Origin of the sequence: Pseudoalteromonas rubra (assembly GCF_000967655.1) — a bacterium.
GTDB classification, from domain to species: Bacteria; Pseudomonadota; Gammaproteobacteria; order Enterobacterales; family Alteromonadaceae; genus Pseudoalteromonas; species Pseudoalteromonas rubra_A.
The window spans coordinates 96,955-119,377 of sequence record NZ_JXYA01000004.1 but is presented as its reverse complement, the minus strand read 5'-3'; the positions used below and the strand labels follow the sequence as shown (position 1 = coordinate 119,377).

14 protein-coding genes are annotated in these 22,423 nt (G+C 48.9%); 4 read left to right on the top strand and 10 right to left on the bottom strand.

Features of this window, described 5'->3' with window-relative positions:
- Positions 1-179 precede the first annotated feature (179 nt).
- A complete protein-coding gene (locus TW77_RS02540; RefSeq protein ID WP_046003408.1) occupies positions 180-4,676 on the top strand; it encodes an EAL domain-containing protein in 4,497 nt (1,498 codons plus the stop codon).
- Here TW77_RS02540 and TW77_RS02535 read toward each other — a convergent pair.
- From TW77_RS02535 to TW77_RS02515, 5 genes are all read right to left on the bottom strand, one after another.
- Positions 4,673-7,435, bottom strand: coding sequence for an ATP-binding protein (locus TW77_RS02535; RefSeq protein WP_082078794.1), 2,763 nt, complete (start codon positions 7,433-7,435; stop codon positions 4,673-4,675). The two genes, TW77_RS02540 and TW77_RS02535, sit on opposite strands and share 4 nt — an antisense overlap.
- 195 nt (positions 7,436-7,630) lie before the next feature.
- Entirely contained in the window at positions 7,631-8,521 is an 891-nt protein-coding gene (locus TW77_RS02530) for a cation diffusion facilitator family transporter (RefSeq protein WP_046003407.1), read from the bottom strand.
- 109 nt (positions 8,522-8,630) lie between these two features.
- A complete protein-coding gene (locus TW77_RS02525) occupies positions 8,631-9,401 on the bottom strand; it encodes an NERD domain-containing protein (protein ID WP_046003406.1) in 771 nt (256 codons plus the stop codon).
- A gap of 13 nt (positions 9,402-9,414) precedes the next feature.
- Positions 9,415-10,404 carry a WD40 repeat domain-containing protein gene (locus TW77_RS02520; protein WP_082078791.1) on the bottom strand — a complete coding sequence of 330 codons (990 nt, stop codon included), beginning with the start codon at positions 10,402-10,404 and terminating at the stop codon, positions 9,415-9,417.
- A 168-nt stretch (positions 10,405-10,572) separates the two neighbouring features.
- Positions 10,573-11,595, bottom strand: a complete 1,023-nt coding sequence (locus TW77_RS02515) for a WD40 repeat domain-containing protein (protein WP_046003404.1) — start codon at positions 11,593-11,595, stop codon at positions 10,573-10,575.
- Between TW77_RS02515 and TW77_RS25050 the strand changes: the two genes are divergently transcribed.
- Positions 11,577-12,059, top strand: a complete 483-nt coding sequence (locus tag TW77_RS25050) for a hypothetical protein (RefSeq protein WP_156158584.1) — start codon at positions 11,577-11,579, stop codon at positions 12,057-12,059. The two genes, TW77_RS02515 and TW77_RS25050, sit on opposite strands and share 19 nt — an antisense overlap.
- A 39-nt stretch (positions 12,060-12,098) precedes the next feature.
- On the opposite strand, the gene TW77_RS02505 is transcribed toward TW77_RS25050, so the two are convergent.
- The 3 genes from TW77_RS02505 to TW77_RS02495 form a co-directional block, all read right to left on the bottom strand.
- Positions 12,099-13,580: a trehalase family glycosidase gene (locus tag TW77_RS02505; RefSeq protein WP_046003402.1), complete on the bottom strand. Its 1,482-nt coding sequence runs from the start codon at positions 13,578-13,580 to the stop codon at positions 12,099-12,101.
- Positions 13,581-13,589: 9 nt separating this feature from the next.
- A complete protein-coding gene (locus TW77_RS02500; RefSeq protein ID WP_046003401.1) occupies positions 13,590-14,825 on the bottom strand; it encodes an MFS transporter in 1,236 nt (411 codons plus the stop codon).
- Positions 14,826-14,991: 166 nt separating this feature from the next.
- Positions 14,992-15,996, bottom strand: a complete 1,005-nt coding sequence (locus TW77_RS02495) for a LacI family DNA-binding transcriptional regulator (protein ID WP_046003400.1) — start codon at positions 15,994-15,996, stop codon at positions 14,992-14,994.
- A 365-nt stretch (positions 15,997-16,361) separates the two neighbouring features.
- Between TW77_RS02495 and TW77_RS02490 the strand changes: the two genes are divergently transcribed.
- Together TW77_RS02490 and TW77_RS02485 are read left to right on the top strand one after the other, a co-directional pair.
- The gene (locus TW77_RS02490) at positions 16,362-18,614 is read left to right on the top strand and encodes a TonB-dependent receptor (protein ID WP_240479449.1); all 2,253 of its coding nucleotides are present in this window, start codon (positions 16,362-16,364) and stop codon (positions 18,612-18,614) included.
- Between the two features lie 127 nt (positions 18,615-18,741).
- Positions 18,742-18,933: a hypothetical protein gene (locus tag TW77_RS02485; RefSeq protein WP_046003398.1), complete on the top strand. Its 192-nt coding sequence runs from the start codon at positions 18,742-18,744 to the stop codon at positions 18,931-18,933.
- Positions 18,934-19,023: 90 nt separating this feature from the next.
- Here TW77_RS02485 and TW77_RS02480 read toward each other — a convergent pair whose 3' ends face one another.
- Complete coding sequence (locus TW77_RS02480) at positions 19,024-19,908, bottom strand: DMT family transporter (protein ID WP_046003397.1); 885 nt, start codon at positions 19,906-19,908, stop codon at positions 19,024-19,026.
- A gap of 589 nt (positions 19,909-20,497) precedes the next feature.
- Positions 20,498-22,189, bottom strand: coding sequence for a hemolysin D (locus tag TW77_RS02475; protein ID WP_046003396.1), 1,692 nt, complete (start codon positions 22,187-22,189; stop codon positions 20,498-20,500).
- Between the last annotated feature and the right edge of the window lie 234 nt (positions 22,190-22,423).

The window sequence follows — 22,423 nt, the reverse complement described above, 5'->3', positions numbered from 1 at the left end:
TGCCCCGGTTAGCTATTTTTACCTAAAAATTAGTCATTGGGTACATTTTTTCCAAATCTAGTTCAGAGCGGCTTATAAATTGATATAATTAGTTTAATCTGAGCAATGCATGCCTCAGCGACTATGACTGCACAAAGCGTCAAAGGACTGTTCTCTGTTGTGCGCCTGGGAACGTGAGAATGAACTACTGGCTACAAGCAGCATTATTGTCTTTATTATTAATGTGCCATCATCTGGTGGTTGCAGATCCCTATTATGCAAATCAGATCAGCCGTCTCTCAACACAGGAAGGGCTTTCTCAGTCAAGCGTAACTGGCCTGGTGCAAGATAAGCAAGGGTATATCTGGATAGCCACCCATCAGGGCCTAAACCGGTACGACGGCAATCAGTTCAGCCCCTTTGCGGGCCAGTCACTGCTTTTAGGCAGCGACATCTTGCTGATCAAGCTGTTAGAAGACAACCAGCTCTTTATCTCAACCGCACAGTCAGGTGCCTTTTTACTCAACACCCACACTTTTGCGCTGGAGAAGTTATTTGACCAGGGTGGGCGCCAGGGCATAGCCCCCGACGCCGCAGTCAATGCAGTCGCTCAGTTCAAGAACAATTACGTGATTGCGATTGAGAATGTGTTATACACCGTCAATGCAAAAACGCTCGCTTCTAAACGCCTTGCCACCCTCCCCCACAAGGCTTATATCCGAACCTTGCTGGTATGGCACAATACGTTGCTCATAGGCTCTGAGTCTGGGCTGTTTCAGCTTGAAAACGACCAGGTTTTCCCACTTAACCATTTGGGCTCTACAAGTCGCTCTGTGCTCAACAATAATGTGAAGATGCTAAAGCAAGACTCAGCTCTGGGGCTGCTTGTCGGGACAGTTGAAGGACTGTTTGTTATCCCAAATGATGACATTGAGCTAAACAGCGAGCAAGCCTACTTACTGGTTCCAAAACTCAATATTTGGGCACATGAACGCGGCCCTTATGGAGAATACCTGGCCACAGATACTGGCTTGTACCTGCTTGATCGCCGTGACCACAGTGCTACCGCACTTATCTCGTTCACCGAAAGTCGTTACTTAACGCCGCAAAATACCATTCCCGTTATGTTGTTAGATAAACATGCAAATCTGTGGCTTGGGTCAAATAATAATGGCGTATTTATCTGGCCAACGTCTGCGTATCGGTTCAAGCTGCTCGCTTCTCAGGATAATAACTTCAACAATAATATCTGGGCAGTACATCAAAGCGACGACGGTACTCTCTGGCTTGGCAGCGATGACGGCCTTCACCGCTTTTCTGCAGGCCACCAACCGGCACTGCAACAAAGTTACTTTCGTGACCCAAATCATAAACCGGCTTACGGCAGTCATGCCGTCTATCGCATCTATAGCTCGCCTTACCTGGCCGACAATATCCTGCTGCTCGATACCAGAGCCGGGTTGCGGCAATTTGATACCTCGACCGGGCAAACTTCACCTATTAAAGCCTCTAACACAGAGGTGGCCATGACGGGTGACGACCATCTGGTCGGGTCGTTAATGTTGGATCAGCGCACCCTGTTGTTTCACACCCATCATCATATTTTCCTGTACGACCTTGCTTTACAAACAATGACCAGACTGACTGAACTGGAAGCGCAGCTTGATGATTTGCAAAGCCTGTTATTTTTGCCTTCCAGACCAGAAAAACCTGATGAGCTGCTACTGAGCACCGCCACAGCCCTGCTCAGTTACGACCGGCGCAACCACCAGCTCACACCCGTGTGGCAAGCCGAGCAAGCGCCTGACAGTGCCTACCCACTCGTTAATGACTGGATGCAGGACTCACAGGGAAGGCTCTGGCTGGCAACCAACACCATAGGATTGATTGCGCTTGAAACAAGTAACCTGCAACGCATCATACACATCACCGAAAACCAGGGGCTGGCGACCAACACTTTGTACCAACTGGAGCGCGATCTGCACAATAAGCTTTGGATCAGCAGCCAAAATGGGCTCTATGCGCTAGATTTGGACACATTGCACCTCGATCATTTTGACCATCGCAATGGTCTGATCACCAACGAGTTTAACCTGGGGGCAAGTCAGGTATTGCATTCGGGCGACATACTGTTTGGCACGCCCAATGGCGCAGTGAAGTTTAACCCCAGCGCCTTTACCCTGCCGCCCGAGCGCAACCCGCTCGCGTTTTCTAATCTACAACTGATGTCAAGGCCTGTGCTGACATCCCCGGCGCAATTACGCGAAGGAACCTTGCAGTTCGAATATGACGATATGGGATTTCGCTTTGAGTTCAGCCAGTTCAATATTTTCAATGAACGGCGTAACTTTGTTCATGCACGCCTGTCTGGACCAAGTTCCGTTGAAATCGAGCATGTCCGTAATAACTATCTGTTTTTTAATACGTTAAAACCCGGAAACTATACCCTGACATTGTCAGAGCTCATACCCGGCAGTCATGAAAAGCGCGCCCAGAGCCAGCTGCACTTTGAAGTTAAACATGCCTGGTGGAATACCCCACTTGCCATGCTCAGTTATGCATTGTTTGCCTGCGCTGTGCTGCTCTTTATTTATCGTAAGCACCAGAGTAAACAACTCGCGCTACGCCAGACCTACGAGCAGCTGGCGCATGCCAAAGCCCAAACCGATCTGGCACTGAAAAAAACACAAAGTGGGTTGTGGAGTATGGAGATCCCGACTCAGCAAATCACCCTGCTGGGCAATGCCCAGGATGTTGGCCATAGTAAGCAGCTCAGCCTTGCCGCTTTTTTTAATAAAGTGCATCTGCAAGATCAGGAAATGGTCAGGCATCAGTGGGCACGCTTTTTGGCTGCGCCCGACAGTCAGCTTTCTATTACTTACCGTATTCATTCCAAGCAACGTGGCTGGCTCTGGTATCATGATATTGCCAAAGTTAGCGAGTGGGATGCTCAAGGTGAGCCGCTCAGAGCATCCGGTATCTACAGCAATGTAACAGAGCAAAAAGCCAATCAGCTAAATGCTGCCATGTTTTCTCAGGCCTTATCTCAAATTCAGGACTGGTTACTCATTTTAGACAGCAACCTGCAACTGTTGTCTGTCAATCAAAGTCTTGCAGCCGCTTTAGGGCTGGGCAGTAAAGCCCCTCAACAGCAGCTGACTCTGTCTAAACTGAAAAAACACCTGGGGCGACAACAGCTGACTCAGTTGCTTGGTGCACTAAGACAGATCCAGCCTAAAGAGAATATTAAACAGGAAATTGATATCACTTTTGATGCACAGCGACAGAGCACGGTCCAGCTGAGCATCAATGCCGTTGCGGATGAACAAGGCGACATCGAGTTTCTGGTGATTGTCGGCTCGGATCTGTCGCAACAAAAACAGGCACAAAGTGAGCTGCGTTACCTCGCCAACTTCGATGCTCTGACCGACTTACCCAACCGCAACCTGATGCTTCAGCACATTGAATTCGCAATTTATAACGCATCAAAGCATAACGCAGGGTGCGCATTGTTGTTTATCGATCTCGATAAATTTAAACCCATTAATGATGCTTACGGCCACTATGCAGGCGACCAGCTGCTGATCGCCGTGACCCAGCGGATCAGCAGTGTGCTCAGTGAGCACTGCATTTTGGGCCGACAAAGTGGTGATGAATTTATTGTGCTGGTAAAAACCTTTGAAGACATCGCCCAAGTCACCGAGCTGGTTCAGCACATGATCGATACTCTGTGCGCCAAATACGAAGTGGATGGTATTTCGATGAGTATTTCGGCGAGCGTTGGGGTGGCCATTTATCCTTTTGACGCACAAACGGCCGAAGCACTCTTACGCAACGCCGATATCGCTATGCTAAGCGCAAAGCAAAGCGGCAGAAACAGCTTCAAGTTCTTTACCAGTGAGATGAACGCACACCTGAGCAGAAAACTCAGTCTCGAAGCGGCACTCAAAGAAGCGGTTGCAGATAATCAGTTCTACAATCACTATCAACCGATTGTGAATACCACAAATCATACGCTCACTGGCGTTGAGCTGCTGATGCGCTGGCAACTGGGGTCAACCGCAATTTCACCGGCTGAATTCATTCCTATCGCGGAGGAAGTGGGCTTAATCGAACAAATGACGACGCAAGCACTGCGTCATGCACTTGAGGAGCTGGCGCCGTTTTTCCGCCAGCAGGCATCGTTTTATTTGTCGCTGAACCTCTCTCCACAGCACATTATGCACGACAACCTTGCCACTTCATTAAACACCATTGTGGCAGAGTTTGGACTGAGTAATCACCAGCTCAAGCTTGAGATCACCGAAAACAGTTTTCTGGCAGACAGGCACAAAGCCGGAAAAACGCTGGCCGAGCTCAAGAAATTTGGCTTTACCCTGCTGCTAGACGATTTTGGCACCGGATATTCGTCGCTCACTTACCTGAGCCAGTTCCCCATCGATATTATCAAAATCGATCAGAGCTTTATTCGTACTTTGGAAACCCATCCGCATAACCGCTCAATCGTGAAGACCATTTATATGCTGGCACAAAACCTCCATATGGCGTGTATCGCCGAAGGCGTAGAAACCGCACAGCAAGTAAGCTTCCTTCGGGATTTGGGCTGTGAGTATATGCAGGGGTATTATTTTTCCAAACCCTTAAGCGCAAGCGGGCTGCTTGAACAATATCCGCCGGATGTCGCCGAAGTCGGCTAACGATTTTGCCATCGGTTCAGACACTGGTAGAGCGCATCCGGCTCTATGGGTTTGGAAACAAAATCATCCATTCCCACTTGCAGACACTTCACTTTATCCTCGTTAAAGGCATTGGCTGTAATCGCAACAATATGCGGCGCGCCGTATAGATTGGGGTTTTGCCTGATCCGGCGCGTACAATCAAAACCATCCATATTTGGCATCTGACAATCCATCAGGATAAGCGGAAATCCGGCCCCTTCCAAAATGGCCAGGGCATCCAGGCCATCATTGGCTTTGGTCAGGCTACATCCGGTATGTTCCATCAGTTTGGCTGCAACAATTTGGTTGATTGGATTGTCTTCAACCAGCAGTATGTTTACACCGCGCAAGTCTGGTGCGCTGATCTGCTGTTTCTCCTCAACCTGAGCCTCACCCACCGGTGCAGGAATGACCACAGTGAAGGTGCTACCTTTACCCCAGGCACTGTCCAGATGAATGGAGCCACCCATGGCTTCTGCCAGGCGCTTACAGATAGTCAACCCAAGTCCGGTGCCGCCGTATTTACGGGTTGTCGATACATCCGCCTGTATAAACTCACCAAACAACAGCTTTTGCTTCTCCTGTGCAATACCAACGCCAGTATCTGTTATGGCAATATGCAAGGCTTCATCAACATAACTGGCAGTCAGCTTGATGTTGCCCTGCTCGGTAAACTTGCCGGCATTGCTCAACAGGTTGTTGATGATTTGCGTGACTCTAAGTTCATCCAGTTTGAGATAGTTTGGCACTGCATCACTCACCTCATAACTGAATGTCACCCCGGCTTTGACGCCGGTTTTACAAAATGAGGTAGTCAACAAACGCAACATTTTACGGCACTCAACATCGTGCCGGTCGAGCTCCAGTGCGCCCGCCTCAATTTTCGAGTAATCAAGGATGTCATTGAGGATCAACAACAGATTATGCGCCGACTGGTAGATGATCTGCAAAGACTCAGCAACTGACGAATCATGGGTTTGACGCTGCATATCTGCGGTCATACCAATAATGCCGTTGAGCGGAGTGCGAATCTCATGGCTCATATTGGCCAAAAACAAACTCTTCGCCGAGCTGGCTTTGTTGGCTCTGTCCAGCGCGTCAATCAGCTCTTCCGTTTTCTCCTGCACCTGAGTTTCTAACTGAGCATTAAAATTCTTCAGCTGGGCGTTAAGGGACTGGTTTTCCTGATTCGCCTTTTGCAACTTTTTAAAGCTCATGGAGAGCTTAAACGCCAGCTGAGTGAACTGCTGTTGCAGCGTGATCACTTCAAGAAACGTGGCTTCCTCACGAGGTGACAAGTCATCATTACGGCTGGCGGGGTCGAAGCCATTCAGGCGGGTGCTCAAATCATGCATCGGATTGATCAACATGCGGGTCAGCTTGCTAACCAGCACACTACTCAGGGCAATTATGAACAAGGCCAAGAAAAAAGACTGCCCCCAGGCAGAGGCAACCGCCAAATTGACGTACTTTCGCTCAATCAAGCTGATAACTTGCCAGCTAAACTCCTCTGAGCGTACACTGCGCCTGTAAAACACCTCTTCTGTTTTGCCGATATACAAATTCTGGTTGTCGTTTGTCAGCGCATTCAGTGTTTCATCATCCAATGCATCCAGGGTATTAAAGTCAGACTTCAGTGAGCTAAAGACCACTTTATTGTCGCTATCGAGGATCATCAGATGGCCCGTATGCGATAAAACGCGGGGAATAAACTGCTCAAATGTATTAAAAAATACCGAGCCTTCGACAATGCCGGCAAAGTCCCCTGAGTTGTAAATCGGTGCGGAAATGGCCACAATCGAATCATCTCCAAACCCTCTGCCTCTGAAAATACCCGATACAAAGCCATTGGGATAATAAGGTGCCTGGATAAAATACTGACGATCGGATACGGCCGGCACTTCGCCCGCTAAACTGGTCCTCAATGTATCGGGATAAAAGTGGCTGACCAAACCGCTTGCGTCGGCAGTAATAGCGGTGCGAATATTCGGGTATGACTCAACCAGGCGGGTGATCGTCTGCTGTGGGTCCAGTCCGGCTTCAATATTGTGCGCCGCATCCGCCAGCGCCCGGCGATGATTACCTAAAAAGCCATCTATACGCTGTGCGGTTGTGTTGGCCACATCACTTAGCTGTGCCCGCACCTCAAACTCAATTCGTTCGTAGTGACTGTTGGTCAGCATAATAGTTGTCACCAGCACCACCAGAATAATGAGGTGACTGATCATGTAATTGAGGATGCGATAGAGCGGTTTGGCCTGCCACAACTGTTTAAACAAAAACAGCGACAGCAGGTCAACAATGACCAGACAAATGGCGGCATTAATGAAGTATTTGGCCAGAGCAGTCACTATTACCAGCAGATTGAGATCCAGCGCAAACTTACCAAACAGGAAGAGCAGCGGGATCCCGAACAGTATCCAAAACGCCAGCCCCCGCATAAACAAAGGTTTATTGGGCCTGACACAAAATATCTGCAACCAGGCTATTTCTAACAAAAACACCATCGAGGGCCAGCAATGGCCCCAGCGGTAAAATATGAAGGCAGCGCCTATGGCAACGCACAACAAGGCAGAGCGCCATCCCAGCGACATTAGCGCCAGAATAACAAACAGCTGCCCCAACAGAAACTCTGAACTATCCAGGAACCATAGCGGGAGCAGGTTAGCAAAACCACCTAATAACCCCAGCACAACCGCAATTGCGATCTTAGGTAACGCGATTATTTTCCCGAACAATACTCAGGCTCCTCTTGTTCCCAAAACCTACAGAGCTCTGACACAGCAGACATACTGTTAAGTTCCGGTGCGCCAGCCAGCGCTACAAGCTTTTGAGCGCACCACACAAACTATGCTGACTGAATCTCGCTGACTGGTGATTTTTATTTTATTGATACTGTTAAAAAGTAAAGGAAAAACTGAGTTTTGCCAAGTTTAGTGATCAGGACAATCGTGGCTTTCTATTTGTAATACGCATTGTTTGACCGCATAGGTCTTCATCAAAGCGCGCTCAACCTCCAGCCGACATGCCTCATCATGCATTTCAATTGTACAATGGTGTTTAAGCACAATATGCGCACCCACCGTTAACTGATTGTCCAGATTAGTCACAGTAACATTATGGACACTCTCAACATGCTCCGTCGAGAGGATCAACCGCTCCAGCTTTTCGACCGCCGGCAACAATTGCGACTGTTCTGTCAGACCCTTAATACAGGTATAAATAACCTTAATACCCGTAAACAAAACAAACACGGAAATCAGCATGCTCGATATAATATCGATAACTTCCCAGTTGGTGAGGTGGATCAGTACGCCTGCCACAAAGGTCGAAATGGTAGAAAGTAAATCAAAAAAGGAATGCAGAAAAACAGCGTACACATTAATGCTGTCTTTACGTCCTTTATACAGCACCCAGGCCGACGCCCCGTGAAACAAGAACCCAACGGCCGCAATGCTGGACATGGCAAAGGCGTTCACATTGAGATCATGACCATCGCCGTGATGCCCAAGCCGCTCGCCACCTTCAAGCAAAATGATGGCGGCGATAGATAAATACAGTAACCCATTGAACAGGCCGCCAGTATACTCGGCTTTTTTGTATCCGTCGTTATAGGTTTTCGCTAACTTGATTGCAACTGCCGAAGCGATCAAGGCAATGAGCAAAGAGCTGTTGTGTACAAATAAATGTCCGGCATCGGCCAGAACCGCCAGGGAGTTCGCGTAATACGCACCAACAACCTGAATAATCATAAAGGTACAGGTGAGTGCTAGTGCGATTAGAAGTCGATTTCGAGACGCTTGGTGTGTTGTCAGATCGGTCATTCGAGCAGTTTAATGCCTTATAAAATACAGCAGGGGAAATGATATACAGTCGCAATTGTACCCTGATTTCAATGACTGCGCATCAAAAATGTCAGCTGTAACCAACAAATCAGGCGCTTAATCTCTTATTGTGCTCTCCATAACTTAAAACAGCCTGCTCAAATATCCGCACCTGCTCATGGCTAAACTGACATCGGGTATACCTGAGAATATCTAAAGACACTTCGCTGACTTTACAGCAATCGGGCGGCCGGGTTGGGCTAAACTCAGCATCATCGGGGAATACCACAATCCAGCGCACGCCAAATGGCGTATTTAATACACCAGCCAGTGTTGCAGCACGTTGCGCCGCGGCTGTCAGAGGGTTTGCCAGATAGTGGGTTTTATTTTTATGCCGACAGGGCCAAACCTGACTATCTGTTTCAACGGCAATCAGACCGCTTTGCTCTGCAACAACGACGACAAACACACCAAACGGCGATAACACCACACAGTCTACCGATAGCGCGTCGAGCTGATTGGGGTATAAATGTCGGCTAATAATGGTGTAATTTTTCGCATCCAGCGACGTGGCCAGGCTCTGATACACCTGCCATTTATGCCTGTCAGCTTCGGCTTTATCGGCATCGCGTTTGCGCATCAACAGATAACGGCCAAGTGTCCACACCAGGTAAGCCACAAAACACAGGGCTATCAGGTTAAGGGCGGTAAACTCTGTTCCAACGCGCGCTGTTGCTTCAACCTCAGCCAGCTCACTAGTTTGCTGCTCGGGCGCTGCACTGAATAAATGCCTCTGCGCGTCTTTACCAGCCGCGTTGTCGGGAGTCGCCGCCGCGCCACTGCCGACAATCAATAAGCAAACCAAAATCCATCTAATCATGCCCTCACCTTCTTTAGCGTTGAGCCAGTGCGTTGAGTGTCCACGCCTCCAAAATACCATCACTACTTAAGGTCAGAAGCGTATGTCTGTCCGCTGCATACATGTCCACAATGGTTGCGCCATCGTGAACAAAATTGATTTGCCAGGTACCCAGCTCTTCACCATTTTGCGTATTCCAGATACTTAAATGCGATTTAGATGAAGACGTTGCAAGCAGTTCACTACCTTTTATAAACAAGGCTTTACGAAACACTTTAAAACGCGACATATACTGCAACTCGCTGATGCTCTGTCCGTCGGTCAGTGATGTCACCACCTGTTCGTTCAACGCATCCGAGGCAAATAAGGCTGAAAAATCGTCGCTCACGGCCACACTGGTCACCCGATGATCAAACTCTTTCATAAAAATAGGCTCAGCTGAGCCAAATTTCCACAATGCCAGTTTGCCGTCCTGCGCACCGGTCACAAATAGCTCGCCTTTGTCATCCCAAAAGACATGCTGAACAGGCCGCGAATGTGGCGCAAAACGGTTATTAATCTGAGTATGCAAATCGGCCATGTTAATTGTGCCATCCGCCATGGCGACAATGGCTTTGTCATTTTTCGGGGAAATGGCCATGGCCGTGATCACCGCGCCCGGTGTAACGCCGCCAAATGCGACTTTCGTCACCAGCTTCCCTTTACTCAGTGACCAAAACGCCAGCTCTGTTTCGCTGGCAATCACCAACATCTGCAAGTCTTCGGACAGCGCGATATCTCGTACAAATTCGGGGGTCTTGTCCTTGGGCACGGTAAATTCTACTTGTTGATCAGCGACATTCCAGACCTGGATTTGTTTTTGATTATCAAAGGTGACAAGCTTAGTGCCATCTTTTGAAAAATGGCCCATCACAATACCACTGTCATTCAGCCTGCCAATGTTGCCCTTACTGAGCTGGATCTCGTCATTACACGCACCCAATATCAGTACACACAACAGGACCAGCCATCCCCTAAACCACATAACTCTACTCATGACACCACTAAAACCGCCATTATACGTGTATTCACTGAGAGTAAAAGTACACCTCTGCTTTCGCCCTGCCGGGAGGGTAATCAATTGTGGCGTCGGCTTCTATTACATCTCAATAACACGCTACCTGGCTAGTCGCAGCAAAAACCACACCAGCCTTTATTGGTGATTTAGTAAGGTGCTGATCTGCCAAAACTCTATAAACCCGTCACTGCTCAGCGTTAGCAGCTGACCTTGCGAATCGGTATACATATCCATAATGGTGGCATCGCGACTCAGGGCCTTGATATAAAAAGCGCCAATTTCCTGACCATTTTTTGCATCCCATAACGTCCACCAGGCTTTGGATGAGCCTGTGGCCAGATAGCGTTGATCGGCACTAAAGGCTGCGGCTCTGAACCACCTGAAACGCTCCGGATAACGCAGGGTCACATCATAGTCAGCGTCTGAATAAACTGAAAAAATACGCTGCTCATTCAGTGCGTCGGATGCAAACATGCTGGCTTCGTCGGGGCTTTGAGCCACACTGGTAATGCGCCTGTCGAATGTAAACCGCCGCTTGGTGGTCAGGGTGTGCGCATCGTACAACAGTATTTGACCGTCGTGCCCTGCACTGATCACATTCTGACCTTGGGCGCTCATCGCGATATGCATGACTTTACTGTCGTGGGCCTTTGCTTTTTTAACTAACTGATTATCCAAGTCAAGCAAGTTAATGGTGCCATCGTTTAAGCCAACCAATAATAAATATGGCCGGTTGTATAAGCGCAATGTCGATATTTTGGCAAGCTCTGAGGTGGGATGTACGGACACTGTCCCCAATTGCTTACCCTGCTCGATATCCCACAATTCAACCGATGTAAGATAGCCAATCGCCAGCTGCTTGTTGTCTTCACTCAAACTGAACGCCAGGATTTTGCCTTTGGTATCCCGCGACTGTGTGATTGGGTCGGCCTTGGTAAATATCAGGCCGGCTGTGGCAACATCGAAAACGGCGAGCTTATCGCCCGGGTTGTGCAGCACAACGTAACGGCCATCAGCCGAAAACTGACCCGCTACAGCGCTATGCCCAAGGTTTATTAGTTGAGTGTCATTATTCTCATGGGCAGCATCACAACCGCTCAAACTAAGCACCGTAAGCACACCCAGGCTAACTAACAGATGTGTTGCAAATTGCGCCATCTGAAACACCTCCCGTCTTTCGTGTAATCGGCTGTAATGTACAAAAATCACCCAGCCGTATACCTTTTGACCTGCCTGCCGTGAACTGGTTCATCTGGCAGCGTCTCTTATTTCCCCTGGCAGCGCAGTCAGCTGCCAGTCTTTTGATCAGGCGCTATACTTGGTTAAAGGTGTCTGTTCAGGAGGTTCTTATGCCCAGCCCACCAAAACGTGCAGCCAAAGGTCATGTTTCTGATCATGGCTCAGCATTAAATAAAGCGCTCAGCCCGGACAAGCGCAGGCAGTTTGCCCAAAAAGCCAATCAGGCCTATGAAAAAAAACACCCTGAGGAAACCAATATAAAGAAGGAGATAGCCAAAAACAAGGCAGAGCGGGAAGCCAAGTCGGTTGTTTATAAACTCGAATTGGTGCTGTTTTTTATCGTATTAGGTGCCATCCTTTTTAGAGTTGTATTTATGGATTGATAAGTCGGTCATGCCACCGGCGTGACATGACCGCGATCTTTAATCTTCCAGCAGCTGATAAAAGCGACTGGTTACCCCGTTGGTCCAGCCAAAGCCTTGCTGCACCAGGTACTCACCACCGCCAGCGCGCACACCGGGCACAACCACATTGTACTTTTCAAGCAAACAACCGTGCTGCTCGAAATCGCGCTCCAGCATTGCCAGCCAACGCCTCGCAACACTGGTTGCGAGCTTCTGATAGCCGTAGTTCATCAGCCCTTTGACCGCAAACCATTGCAGTGGCGCCCAGCCATTTGGGCTATCCCACTGTTGATCGGTCTCGGTCAGCGTGGTCACAAGCCCGCCCGCTTTTAGAAAGTCTTGCTCCAGTCGCTGCGCCATGGCTTCAGCTTGCAGTTGGCTGGCCAGACCCAGGAACATGGGCACCACTGCGGCCAGAGACATCACCTGGCTACGCGTTTGCAAGGCGGTATGATAGTCCATAAACCAGCCCTGCTCTTTATCCCACAAATAAGCCTGGATAAGACGCTTTCGCTGCTGAGCCAGTTGCAGGAAATGGGCGCTTTGCTGCGCCTGACCGAGCGCGGCATAACACTCACTGATCTGCCACTCCAGTTGATGTAACAACGCATTGAGGTCGACGGGGATACGTTGCACCGTATTGATACTGCACAGTTGCGCAGGGTCATCCAGCCAGCGGCTGCTGAAATCCCAGCCCGACTCACAGGCCGCGCGAATGTTACGATAAAACGCAGCACGATGCTCAGGCTCCAGTAAATCCGCAGCTTCAATGTCCTCTTTATAGGATTCAGGTCGTGGCTGCGCGCTGTCATCCCAAAAGCGGTTCATCACACCGCCGCAGGGCATGCGCACTACGCGCCTGCTTTCGCTCAGCTCATCGTTGAGTTTGTCACTGTCTGCCATCCAAAAAGCATGCTCGGCTTGCAACGCCTCGGTCACTTTTTGCAGCCAGGCCTGGTCCTGATGATGCGTTTGCCACAGCAAAGATACCATTAACGCAGTCACCGGCGGCTGCGAGCGACTGGTATAATAACTGCGATTGCCATTGGGCACATGACCAATGCGCGTTATCAGGCTGACAAAATTATCGAGCATGTTCGACACTTGCTCGGTACGACCGGCATCCAACAACCCCAGCGCGGTAAAATAACTGTCCCAGTAGTAAATCTCATTAAAGCGACCGCCGGGGACCGTATAGCTGGCGGGTAAGTCCAGTAACGACGAGGCATTGCCTTCGCGTGGCGCGCGCTCAAGACGCGACCATAACTGGCTGATGTAATCTTTCACCGACGTCGCATTCAGCGCCGCCAGTTCAGGTTGCGGCGCAAACTCAAAGTGCTGTGCAACAAAAGCTGCCAGATCTTCGGGCATCTCGTGCTCGTACTGCGCGCAGGCCTGCTCCCAGCTGACTTTTGGAATGGCATCGGCAAAGTGTTTGCTGTCGGCAAAAATGGCCTGCATTTGCACCGCTTTAAACAAGTTTGACTGTTCAAACTGCATCGAGAACTCCTAGAGTGCGCAAGCGCTGGCTTGTGCCTGAGCGCGTCGCTTAAACAAAAATAACGTAATGGCAATGCCGAACATGGGGATCAGAGACAGATAAAACGCCTGCTGGCCGCCAATGTATTCGAAGACAAACCCGGTGATCAGCGAGCCTGTAGTGCCGCCAAGGGCCGAGAAAACCACAATCAGGCCGGTCATTGGGGCATGCAGACGCTCGGCCAGGCTGCTCAGCATCACTGAGTTAATCACCGGGTAAATGGGTGCCATCAGCAGGCCAATCAAAGGCATCAGGTAGGCCGCAAGGGGCGCGTCAAACAGGCTATTCACCGAACGTGGTTCAAGGTTTTCAGTCATGGGTAAGGTCAGCAACACCAGCGCCGCCATGCCGATCAGGCACACATTCAGTAGGCTGTACCAGTGAACATGCTTGAGTAACTGACCTGCCAATAGTCGGCCCACCGCCAGACTGGCAGCAAAAATACTGGTTAGCTGAACCGCAATATCAACTGGTAAATTTAAAACCTGGTTGTTGAATGTCGGCAGCCAGGTCCCGACCCCCTGCTCAATCAGCACATACAAAAAGGCCGACAAGATAAACACCAGTACCAGAGGTTGATAGGCCAGCTTCAGCATACCAACAAACTCATCTTTCAGCGGCAGCTCTTTACTGTGTTGCGGCTTTTTCATCGGTGCACTGATCACCAATAAAGCAGTAACCAGCGTCAGCGCCCCAAGCAGGTAGTAAACATTAAGCCAGGACAAAGAGTCGGCCTGCTCACCGATAAACGCCGCAAAGATCCAGTAGCCGCTGAGCACCCCAACCATAAACAAGCCTTCAATGGTGTTGAGCAAGCTCGAATGTCCCTTAGCATCTTCTGTGACCTGGCCTATCAACGCATACACTGTCACTTTGACAATGGCGAAGGCACAGCCAACGCTGGCAAACAAGGCCTTTAATGCCCAGAAAGCGCCCAGCACAGGTGTGAGCAAGCACATGAGTGCGACCAAAAACAGCGCGCCAAGCAGCGCCAGCCGATAACCGATACGCGGAATAAACGAGGCAACAAGGAAAGACACAATGGCAATCGGTATGTCTTTAAAGCCTTCCAGGCTGGCAGCCTGAGCTTTTGACACGTCAAAGGAGTTGATCGCCTGCAATATCACGGTGCCGACACTGTTGAGCAAAATCGCAAACAAAAAGTAGCAGGCCGCCATGGCCAGCACGACTCTGGTGTGCTTCATAAGGGTACTCTGTAACCATTCAATAACAGTCAGTCTAGCCGCGACAATTTACTTTTGCAATCGTTTGCAATTCTAAAATTAAAATTTTGTACGGATTGTTTACAGACTCAGATGCAACAAGAAGATGGCACATCTTATCCTTGTAGTATTGAGCACTCTGTGAAGCTTAGCTCGACTGGCGCTTGATCAGTTCCACGTCCAGCTGCGCAGGCTGAGGCTTATCACCTTGCAACTGCGCCAGTAATTTATCGACCAGCACTTGCCCCGCCAGACGGGTATTTTGTTTGATGGTGGTCAGCGACGGCGAACTGATATCCGCCATAGCTATATCATCAAAGCCGACGATGCGCACATCATTGGGAATGCTGACGTAACGCTCTTTGAGTGCTTTCATCGCGCCCAGGGCAACCATATCACTACAGGCAAAAATGCCATCAAAGCTTAGACCTTCGCTCAGCAGCGTGTGGTTAATAACCTCGTATGCGGCCTGGCTGGTTATGTCGATTTTCAGTAGCGAGGCCGTTGCATCGGGCGTTTTATCTACCTGTTCGCAAAAGCCACGATAACGCTCTGCCAGTTCGGCGTGAGCCGGGTCGCCCATAAACAACACTCTGCGTGCACCCTGATCCAGTAAATGCTGAGTGGCCATACAACCGGCCCGATAGTTATCGCTGCCAACAATGGGATAATCCCCTTCGGTTTTAGGGTCGCCCCACACCACCAAAGGCGTGCCAGCACTGGCCGAGCGCTCGATACGAGCCTGCTGTTTACCCTGACCGACCACAATCACCCCGTCGGCGCGACGGCCATCAATAAAGTATCCGTGCCAGTCATCACCAGCCATATAAGAGTTTGACAGCAGCAGCTCATAGCCCTGACGATTCACTGCCAGATTAATGTCACTCACCACTTTAAGTAAGAACGGATCATCAATCGACTGCTCCGTTTCGGCATCGAAGTTGATCAGCACCGCAATAACATTGGTTTTTTGTAACCTGAGACGGCTTGCCGCTGCATTAAGGCTAAAGTTGTGCTTCTTCGCCAGTGCCTGCAACTTATTGCGGGTTGCTTCTTTGATCAGCGGATTATTATTCAATGCCCTTGATGCGGTAGACGTCGACACGCCTGCCAATTTTGCCAAGTCCGCGAGTTTCATTTTTTTTGACTGCATCTTTACCGCACCACCAAAGAACTATTGTAACAAGTTGAAAATATTAATTTTAAAGACAGTGTTAATGCCTGTACACCGCATTATAGCGCAGCGCTTACTCACCTGTCTTACCTTTTCTGAACGCATTTAAGCACTCATCGGTCCAGTAACAAGTTTGCACAAGCGTGCTAAAAAAGTTGCGAACACCCTATTGCAAACGTTTGCATAACGTTCTATTTTAAAATGACGCCGCGTGCAACCTCTGCTCTTTTGTGTTTTAAACACACCCAACTGAGCCTAACCGGCGGCGCATAACAATAGCAATGAGCACAGCCAAAGCTGTGTAGACACTGACAACACATATGACAACCAAGGGGGCAGTTCCTGTGAACCTAGGCAACAAATACTCTTTAATCGCATCCGCGGTGGCCGCAGCCATAACCGTATCGGGCGCTGCACAGGCGGAGCAACAAGCCGCAAAGCAAGACAAAAAAGTCGAAACCATCATTGTATCGGGTACTCCCGGTGGTGCCGGTATTCGTAAGCTGGACGCCAGCTTCGCAGTTACGAACGTCGATGCCGTACAAATTGAGCGCCTGGCGCCAAAAAGCACGGCGGATCTGCTTAAATCAGTTCCTGGGATCTGGGTTGAGAGCTCAGGCGGTGAGTCTGGCGCTAACGTATTTGTGCGCGGCTTTCCTGGCGGTGGCGATGCCCCATTTTTGACTGTCAGCCTGCAAGGTTCACCTATCTACCCGGCCCCGACTTTGTCATTCCTGGAAAACTCGTCTATTTTCCGACTTGATGAAACCATAGCCCGCATGGAAGGCCTGCGTGGCGGACCAAACCCGGTTGTTTCAAACGGCCAGCCAGGTCTGACAACCAACTTCCACCTTAAGCGCGGCTCAGAAGATACCGAAGGCACAGTAAAATACACCACCTCTGACTACGGCTTGCAACGTATTGATGGCGTACTCAGTGGTGAACTCAGCGACGATTTCTACTACATGATTGGTGGCTATGCAAAACGCTCTTCGGGGATCCGTGATGCAGGCTTTACCTCAGAAAAAGGCCATCAATTCACCATTAACCTGACTAAAGAATTCGATAATGGCGAGTTCAACGTCTACACCCGTCAAACCGATGACACCGGCGCCTGGTACTTGCCAACTCCGCTCAATGTTGAGGGCGTCGATGCTGGCTTTACCCAACTGGGCACCCTGAACCGCCAGGCCGTCATTCATGTTGCCGGTCAGGACATGGAGATTGATTTGGGTGAAGGTCGCGGCTGGAAGGGCCATGTTTCGGGTGGTAGTTTGAAACTTGAACTGGCCAATGGCTGGCAACTGATTGACCGCTTTAGCCTGACAAAAGGCGACGCAAACACCTATGGTCTGGTGCCTGACGGTGCAGCAACAAAGCTCGCCAGCGTAGCTGATGACGGTATCAGCGCAACAGGTGCTGTGACTGGCACTGTGTACGACGCCGATACCTGGGTACAAAACTATGGCCGCTGGGTTGTGCTTAAAGACATTGAGGCATTCACTAATGATTTAGCCATCAGTAAAGCGTTCTCATCAGTGAACAGCGCCTTTGGTATTTACACGGCAACCACTTCAGCAAAAGACTGGTGGAGCCTGGGTAACTCAGCTTATCACGTACTTACCGCAGGCGGCGAAGCGCTCACAGGCATTGAATGTAACAGCAGCGCCGACGGTTGTGGTTTTAATTACGACATCAACAGCACTGGCGACGCAACCACAGTGGCGTTTTACACCACCCACAGCTATCAAGCTACCGACGCGCTCACGCTGGACTTAGGCCTGCGCAGCGAAAAGCACGAAGTAGACTACTCAGTTGATGAAGGACTGGACGGCACCATAGATAAGTTTGTTACTTATGATGAGCGTAAAACCTCCTGGACCCTGGGTGCCGACTTCAAACTGGATGACCAAAGCGGTGTCTTCGCGCGTATGAACAAAGGCTACAAAATGCCTTACTTCGACGATTTTCGCGACAACTACGGTGCCTATCAGGGTGGCGAGCGTCTGATCAAAGAAGTCACTCAGGCCGAGATTGGTTATAAATATATGGGCGAAAGCAGCGATGTATTCGCGACCTTATTCGCCAATGAAGTACAAGGCGACACGTTTGTGCGCAAACCAGGTGACCCAGCGGAGATCCTGACCAACGAAGCCATGGGTATTGAAGTCGATTATAACTTCAACCACAGCTCTGGTTTTAGTGTCAACATGAATGCCACCTGGCAGACAACTGAAATCACTGAAAGTCCGAACAATGTTGGCAACGAAGCCCAGCGTCAGCCTGGCTGGCAGGTGCGCGTAACACCAAGCTACGAATTCGAGCTGGGTGATATGTTTGCCACTGTTTACGGAACTATCTCAGCCGTTGACGACCGCTTTGGTAACAACGAAAACACTGTGGTACTGGATGGCTACGAGAAGTTCGATCTGGGCTTTACACTGGAACCAACGGAGCAGGTAAAACTCATGGTATCGGTAGATAACCTGACCGATGAGCAGGGTATCACTGAGGGTGACCCACGTAATGCCGACGCACCAAACGGGCGTTACATTATGCCGCGCAGTGTTAAACTCAGCGTAAGCTACAGCTTTTAAACTTCTCGTTTAAAAACTATACAGCCCAGGCACTATGTTTGGGCTTTTTCGTTTTTATCACTAAACTCATTAATACAATAATATGATGACTCTTTGCACTGTTTTACTGACAAATAGGGGAAATATCATGAATATTGAAGACGTCCGTCACGGCGAATGGGTTGAGTATCATAAACACCCGGTCGAGGTGCTTAGCATAGATAAACAGCACAACATGGTGACAATTTACGATGCGCGTTCGCAAAGTAAGGTCGATGTGCACATTGACGAGCTGAAAGATGATCCTCAGTGTCACTGCGACTCATATTTGTATTTTTGAGGTATTTGGTCGAGTGTTGTTAAAGCGCACCCAGTCAAAGGCAGTCTGACAGCCGCCTTTTACTGGATCTTGTGAGCGTGGTTTTTTAACTTAAAATTGTTTATTCTCAAAATGCATAAACAGCAAGTGCGATACACTCGACAGCACAATTAGAGCAATACCAACCAGCCCTAAAACAGACTGAGTTTGATTAAGAAAGAGGTACCCTAAAATACTGGAAAACAGGATCTGTGCGTATTCCAGCGGCATCAACTTTGATAAATCGCTTTTGTTAAAAGCAAAAAACCTGGCTGCCAGTTTGGTGATCAACAGCGCGCCATAAACCACAATCAATAACCAGCTCCCCGTATCTAGCGGAGTCCAGACAAAATACATGACCGGCAGTAAGAGCAATGCTGAGTACAAGGGTCCAAATACCATTTGAGGTATCACTTTTTCCGCATTACCAATGCGTTTCAGGTTCACGTTGTAAATCACTAACGCTGTAACAGCGCATAGAGAGAACGCTAACCCTGTTAAGGGGCTTTCACTATTGCCAACCTCATTGAGCAACTTAGGTGAAAGCATCAACAGTACCCCAGCCAGATTTAAAACAATTGCCCCATAAACATAGTGCTCAGGTTTTTCTTTGAAAATATAGACAGATAACACCGATGTGATCAGAGGAACAAAAAAGTTGATTGCAGTTACTTCGGCCAGGCTCAGATACTGCAAGGCATAAAAAAGGCACACGGTTGAGCTAACGCCAAGCGCGCCTCGAAACACATGCAAAGACATATTAGTTGGCCGGATATTTTCCCATCGCCCTTTTGAAAACAAGGTAATAGCAGCAATCGCCGCCATGGCATTAACCAAAAAAACAACCTGAAATGGACTCACGGACTTGCCCAGGATCCCACCCAGTAGCAACATAAGGCTAAGAATAAATGAGTCAGATAAAATCCAAAATACGGCCGCTTTTTGATTTTTATCCATAAAATTGCTCTTGATAAATCCCTTAACTTGAGTCCATTAAATGAGCCCTTAGTATTGCTCATTTCAGTCAAAAATACAGAGTGGTTACTATCCAGCCCACTTTGATTTATAAAATAATTAAGCACGATAAAAAGACAGTTTCAAGTTAAATAAAAAAGCAAAAATTGTCAGTACCAATGAATAAAACAAACAAAGTTACAAAGCGTCAACTCCTATTAAGAAACCTTACAAAAGACATTTTAAAACAGCACTTTATGCGCATTTAAATAGGCCATAAAACCCCAAAAAAGCCACTCATGTATTGGAAAAAAGTCAATAAGGTCATTTAAGGTGTTATGGCCCCCTGCCGCAACAATTTAAATTTTGCTGTCCACAGGGTTAACGACAGAAATGAGACGCCGACTATGTCTCGACTGCAATAATAAATGAACGTTTCAGAGAAAAAGTGGCGCACCTGAGCACCATTTGCAGTACTGTAGATAAGCTCTTTTTGTACGCCTCATCATGTGCTTATTTTTAGAGAGATATAGAGAAAATAGAATAGTGTGCCCGAATATTGGGCACACTGGGCTGATAAAACGCAAATACACTATCGGTATTCAATCATCCATTTCGCATTGTCGTTACTTGCTTCACCATGGCGGTTCAGATGTAGCTGCTGTGTGCTGGTATCAAGCCACACATACTGGTCCCAATGGGTATTTTTGAGATTCCAGACCCCACCCTGGTCTATTAAATCAAACCCGGATTCTTTCGCAGAATCCCATAGCTTGACGTAACCACTCGATGACGCGCTGTAGCTCAAAAATAATTCAGCATTGTAACGGCTGCGAAAATACACTTGCTGATCTTTGCCCGTTACCTCCAAAAACTCCACCGGCTGTCCGCCGCTGGCTTTTAGTCTTGCGTTGTTTTCAAGCCCGGACTCGCTCGACACGGTCAGGCCAGTTTCAGCACTTTTAAGGATCATGGCCTGAGATGCATCGGCAGGTAACTCGGGTGCCGTCCAGCCGTCAGGCGCGGTTTTCCAAAATGGCGATTTCCATTTCCAGTTATATGGCATGTCCATCAGCGGATCGTTCACGTCTTCATAGCCCTCTACAGCCTCTACATTATAAAGGCACTGACGACGCTCTTCATCTAGCTGCGCAACGCGTTCAAGTTGGCTCACCGTGCCCACATTCAGCTCAGCCATACACTGTTCAAGAGATTTACCTTTACCTGATTCACCCGGTGCCAGGACATAGGTGTGATCGCGACGACTTTCGTCGTCATACCACTGACGCATTGCCGTTTCGTCGAATGATAGCCAGGCGTCGACCAGCATCTGAGCTTGCGTACGTGCATAGCTTTCTCGCTGTTCAACTGGCATTGCCATAGTGCGGATAAACGCCGCCCAAAGGTCTTTACTCGCTTCCAGCGCCACCAGTGCCACGGGTTTCATGTTACTCGGACGATAGCCATCCCAGCTGCCATCCGTACGTGTACCTGGGTGCCAGATCACATCACCACTTTCATAGTTGATGGCATCGCCGGTTGCATGTGTGTGCTGCTCTGCGCCTTCAGAGCATAAATAGGCTTTTACCTGCCACACTTTTTCGTAGTTGTCTTCGGGCAGGCGCACAGTATGCTCCGGGCTGAATGAATCCTGGAACAAATGTACAGCACGACCGAACAGGAAGTAGTTGTGGTCGACCTCTACAGCACTGGCATAACCACCGCCATCCCAGACCTTGATCTGCTTGCTTTGTGCCATAGCGGCATTCACAAAGTGATCAATAAAACGCGCCTGTCCGCGCTTAGCCGCATCGACGCCACCAGCGCCGCCTACGTCGTCATAACGGCGCATAAAATGATCTTGTTGCAGATCGGCTGGCTCCTGAGCCACTGCGTTAAAACAATTCGGACCGGTCGGGTCAATACTGGCATTGGTAACGTTAAACCCGGCAATATCGACCCAACGCTCACCCACAATGGCGGCAAAAATCGCATCGTATTCTGAGTAGTAAGTGTTGTCATTACGACGATTGGCAAGAATTTTTACGACTTCCGTTTGTGCGATGTTCAGCTCTGTTGATTTCGCCAGGCCCTGCTCCCAGCTTAGACGCGGATCGTTCGCATCTTCCACTTTAGTGTCTTGAGCCAGCAACTCAAGCGCTGAGGTTCTGGTGAGCCATTCGTGGCCTATGGGCATAACGCCGCCGCCACCGAGCTGGGTAAATGCGCCGACTTGAGCACTTGCTGCAACTGCAACAATACAAGCAAGATGTTTTAACTTCATAATTACTCCTTAACTAATTTTGCCCACACATTGTCACACAATTGAAATATGAAATCTTTAATAAAACATAAAAAATTCATCAAAATCACATCAATTAGAATATTAAGTGAACAAAAAATCCGTTTGAGTATATAAATTCATCGAAAATACGTTTTTGAGATATACGAGAAGGAAAGCTCAGGCCCTGGCGACCCGATAAGGCAATGCAAGTTCGCAAAGAGAAATGTTAACAGT

Coding starts and splice junctions, on each gene's coding strand:
- TW77_RS02475 (WP_046003396.1), bottom strand. CDS start 22,189: ATGAAGTTAAAACATCTTGCTTGTATTGTTGCAGTTGCAGCAAGTGCT.
- TW77_RS02480 (WP_046003397.1), bottom strand. CDS start 19,908: ATGGATAAAAATCAAAAAGCGGCCGTATTTTGGATTTTATCTGACTCA.
- TW77_RS02540 (WP_046003408.1), top strand. CDS start 180: ATGAACTACTGGCTACAAGCAGCATTATTGTCTTTATTATTAATGTGC.
- TW77_RS02520 (WP_082078791.1), bottom strand. CDS start 10,404: ATGTGGTTTAGGGGATGGCTGGTCCTGTTGTGTGTACTGATATTGGGT.
- TW77_RS02485 (WP_046003398.1), top strand. CDS start 18,742: ATGAATATTGAAGACGTCCGTCACGGCGAATGGGTTGAGTATCATAAA.
- TW77_RS02515 (WP_046003404.1), bottom strand. CDS start 11,595: ATGGCGCAATTTGCAACACATCTGTTAGTTAGCCTGGGTGTGCTTACG.
- TW77_RS02495 (WP_046003400.1), bottom strand. CDS start 15,996: ATGCAGTCAAAAAAAATGAAACTCGCGGACTTGGCAAAATTGGCAGGC.
- TW77_RS02525 (WP_046003406.1), bottom strand. CDS start 9,401: ATGATTAGATGGATTTTGGTTTGCTTATTGATTGTCGGCAGTGGCGCG.
- TW77_RS02505 (WP_046003402.1), bottom strand. CDS start 13,580: ATGCAGTTTGAACAGTCAAACTTGTTTAAAGCGGTGCAAATGCAGGCC.
- TW77_RS02530 (WP_046003407.1), bottom strand. CDS start 8,521: ATGACCGATCTGACAACACACCAAGCGTCTCGAAATCGACTTCTAATC.
- TW77_RS02500 (WP_046003401.1), bottom strand. CDS start 14,825: ATGAAGCACACCAGAGTCGTGCTGGCCATGGCGGCCTGCTACTTTTTG.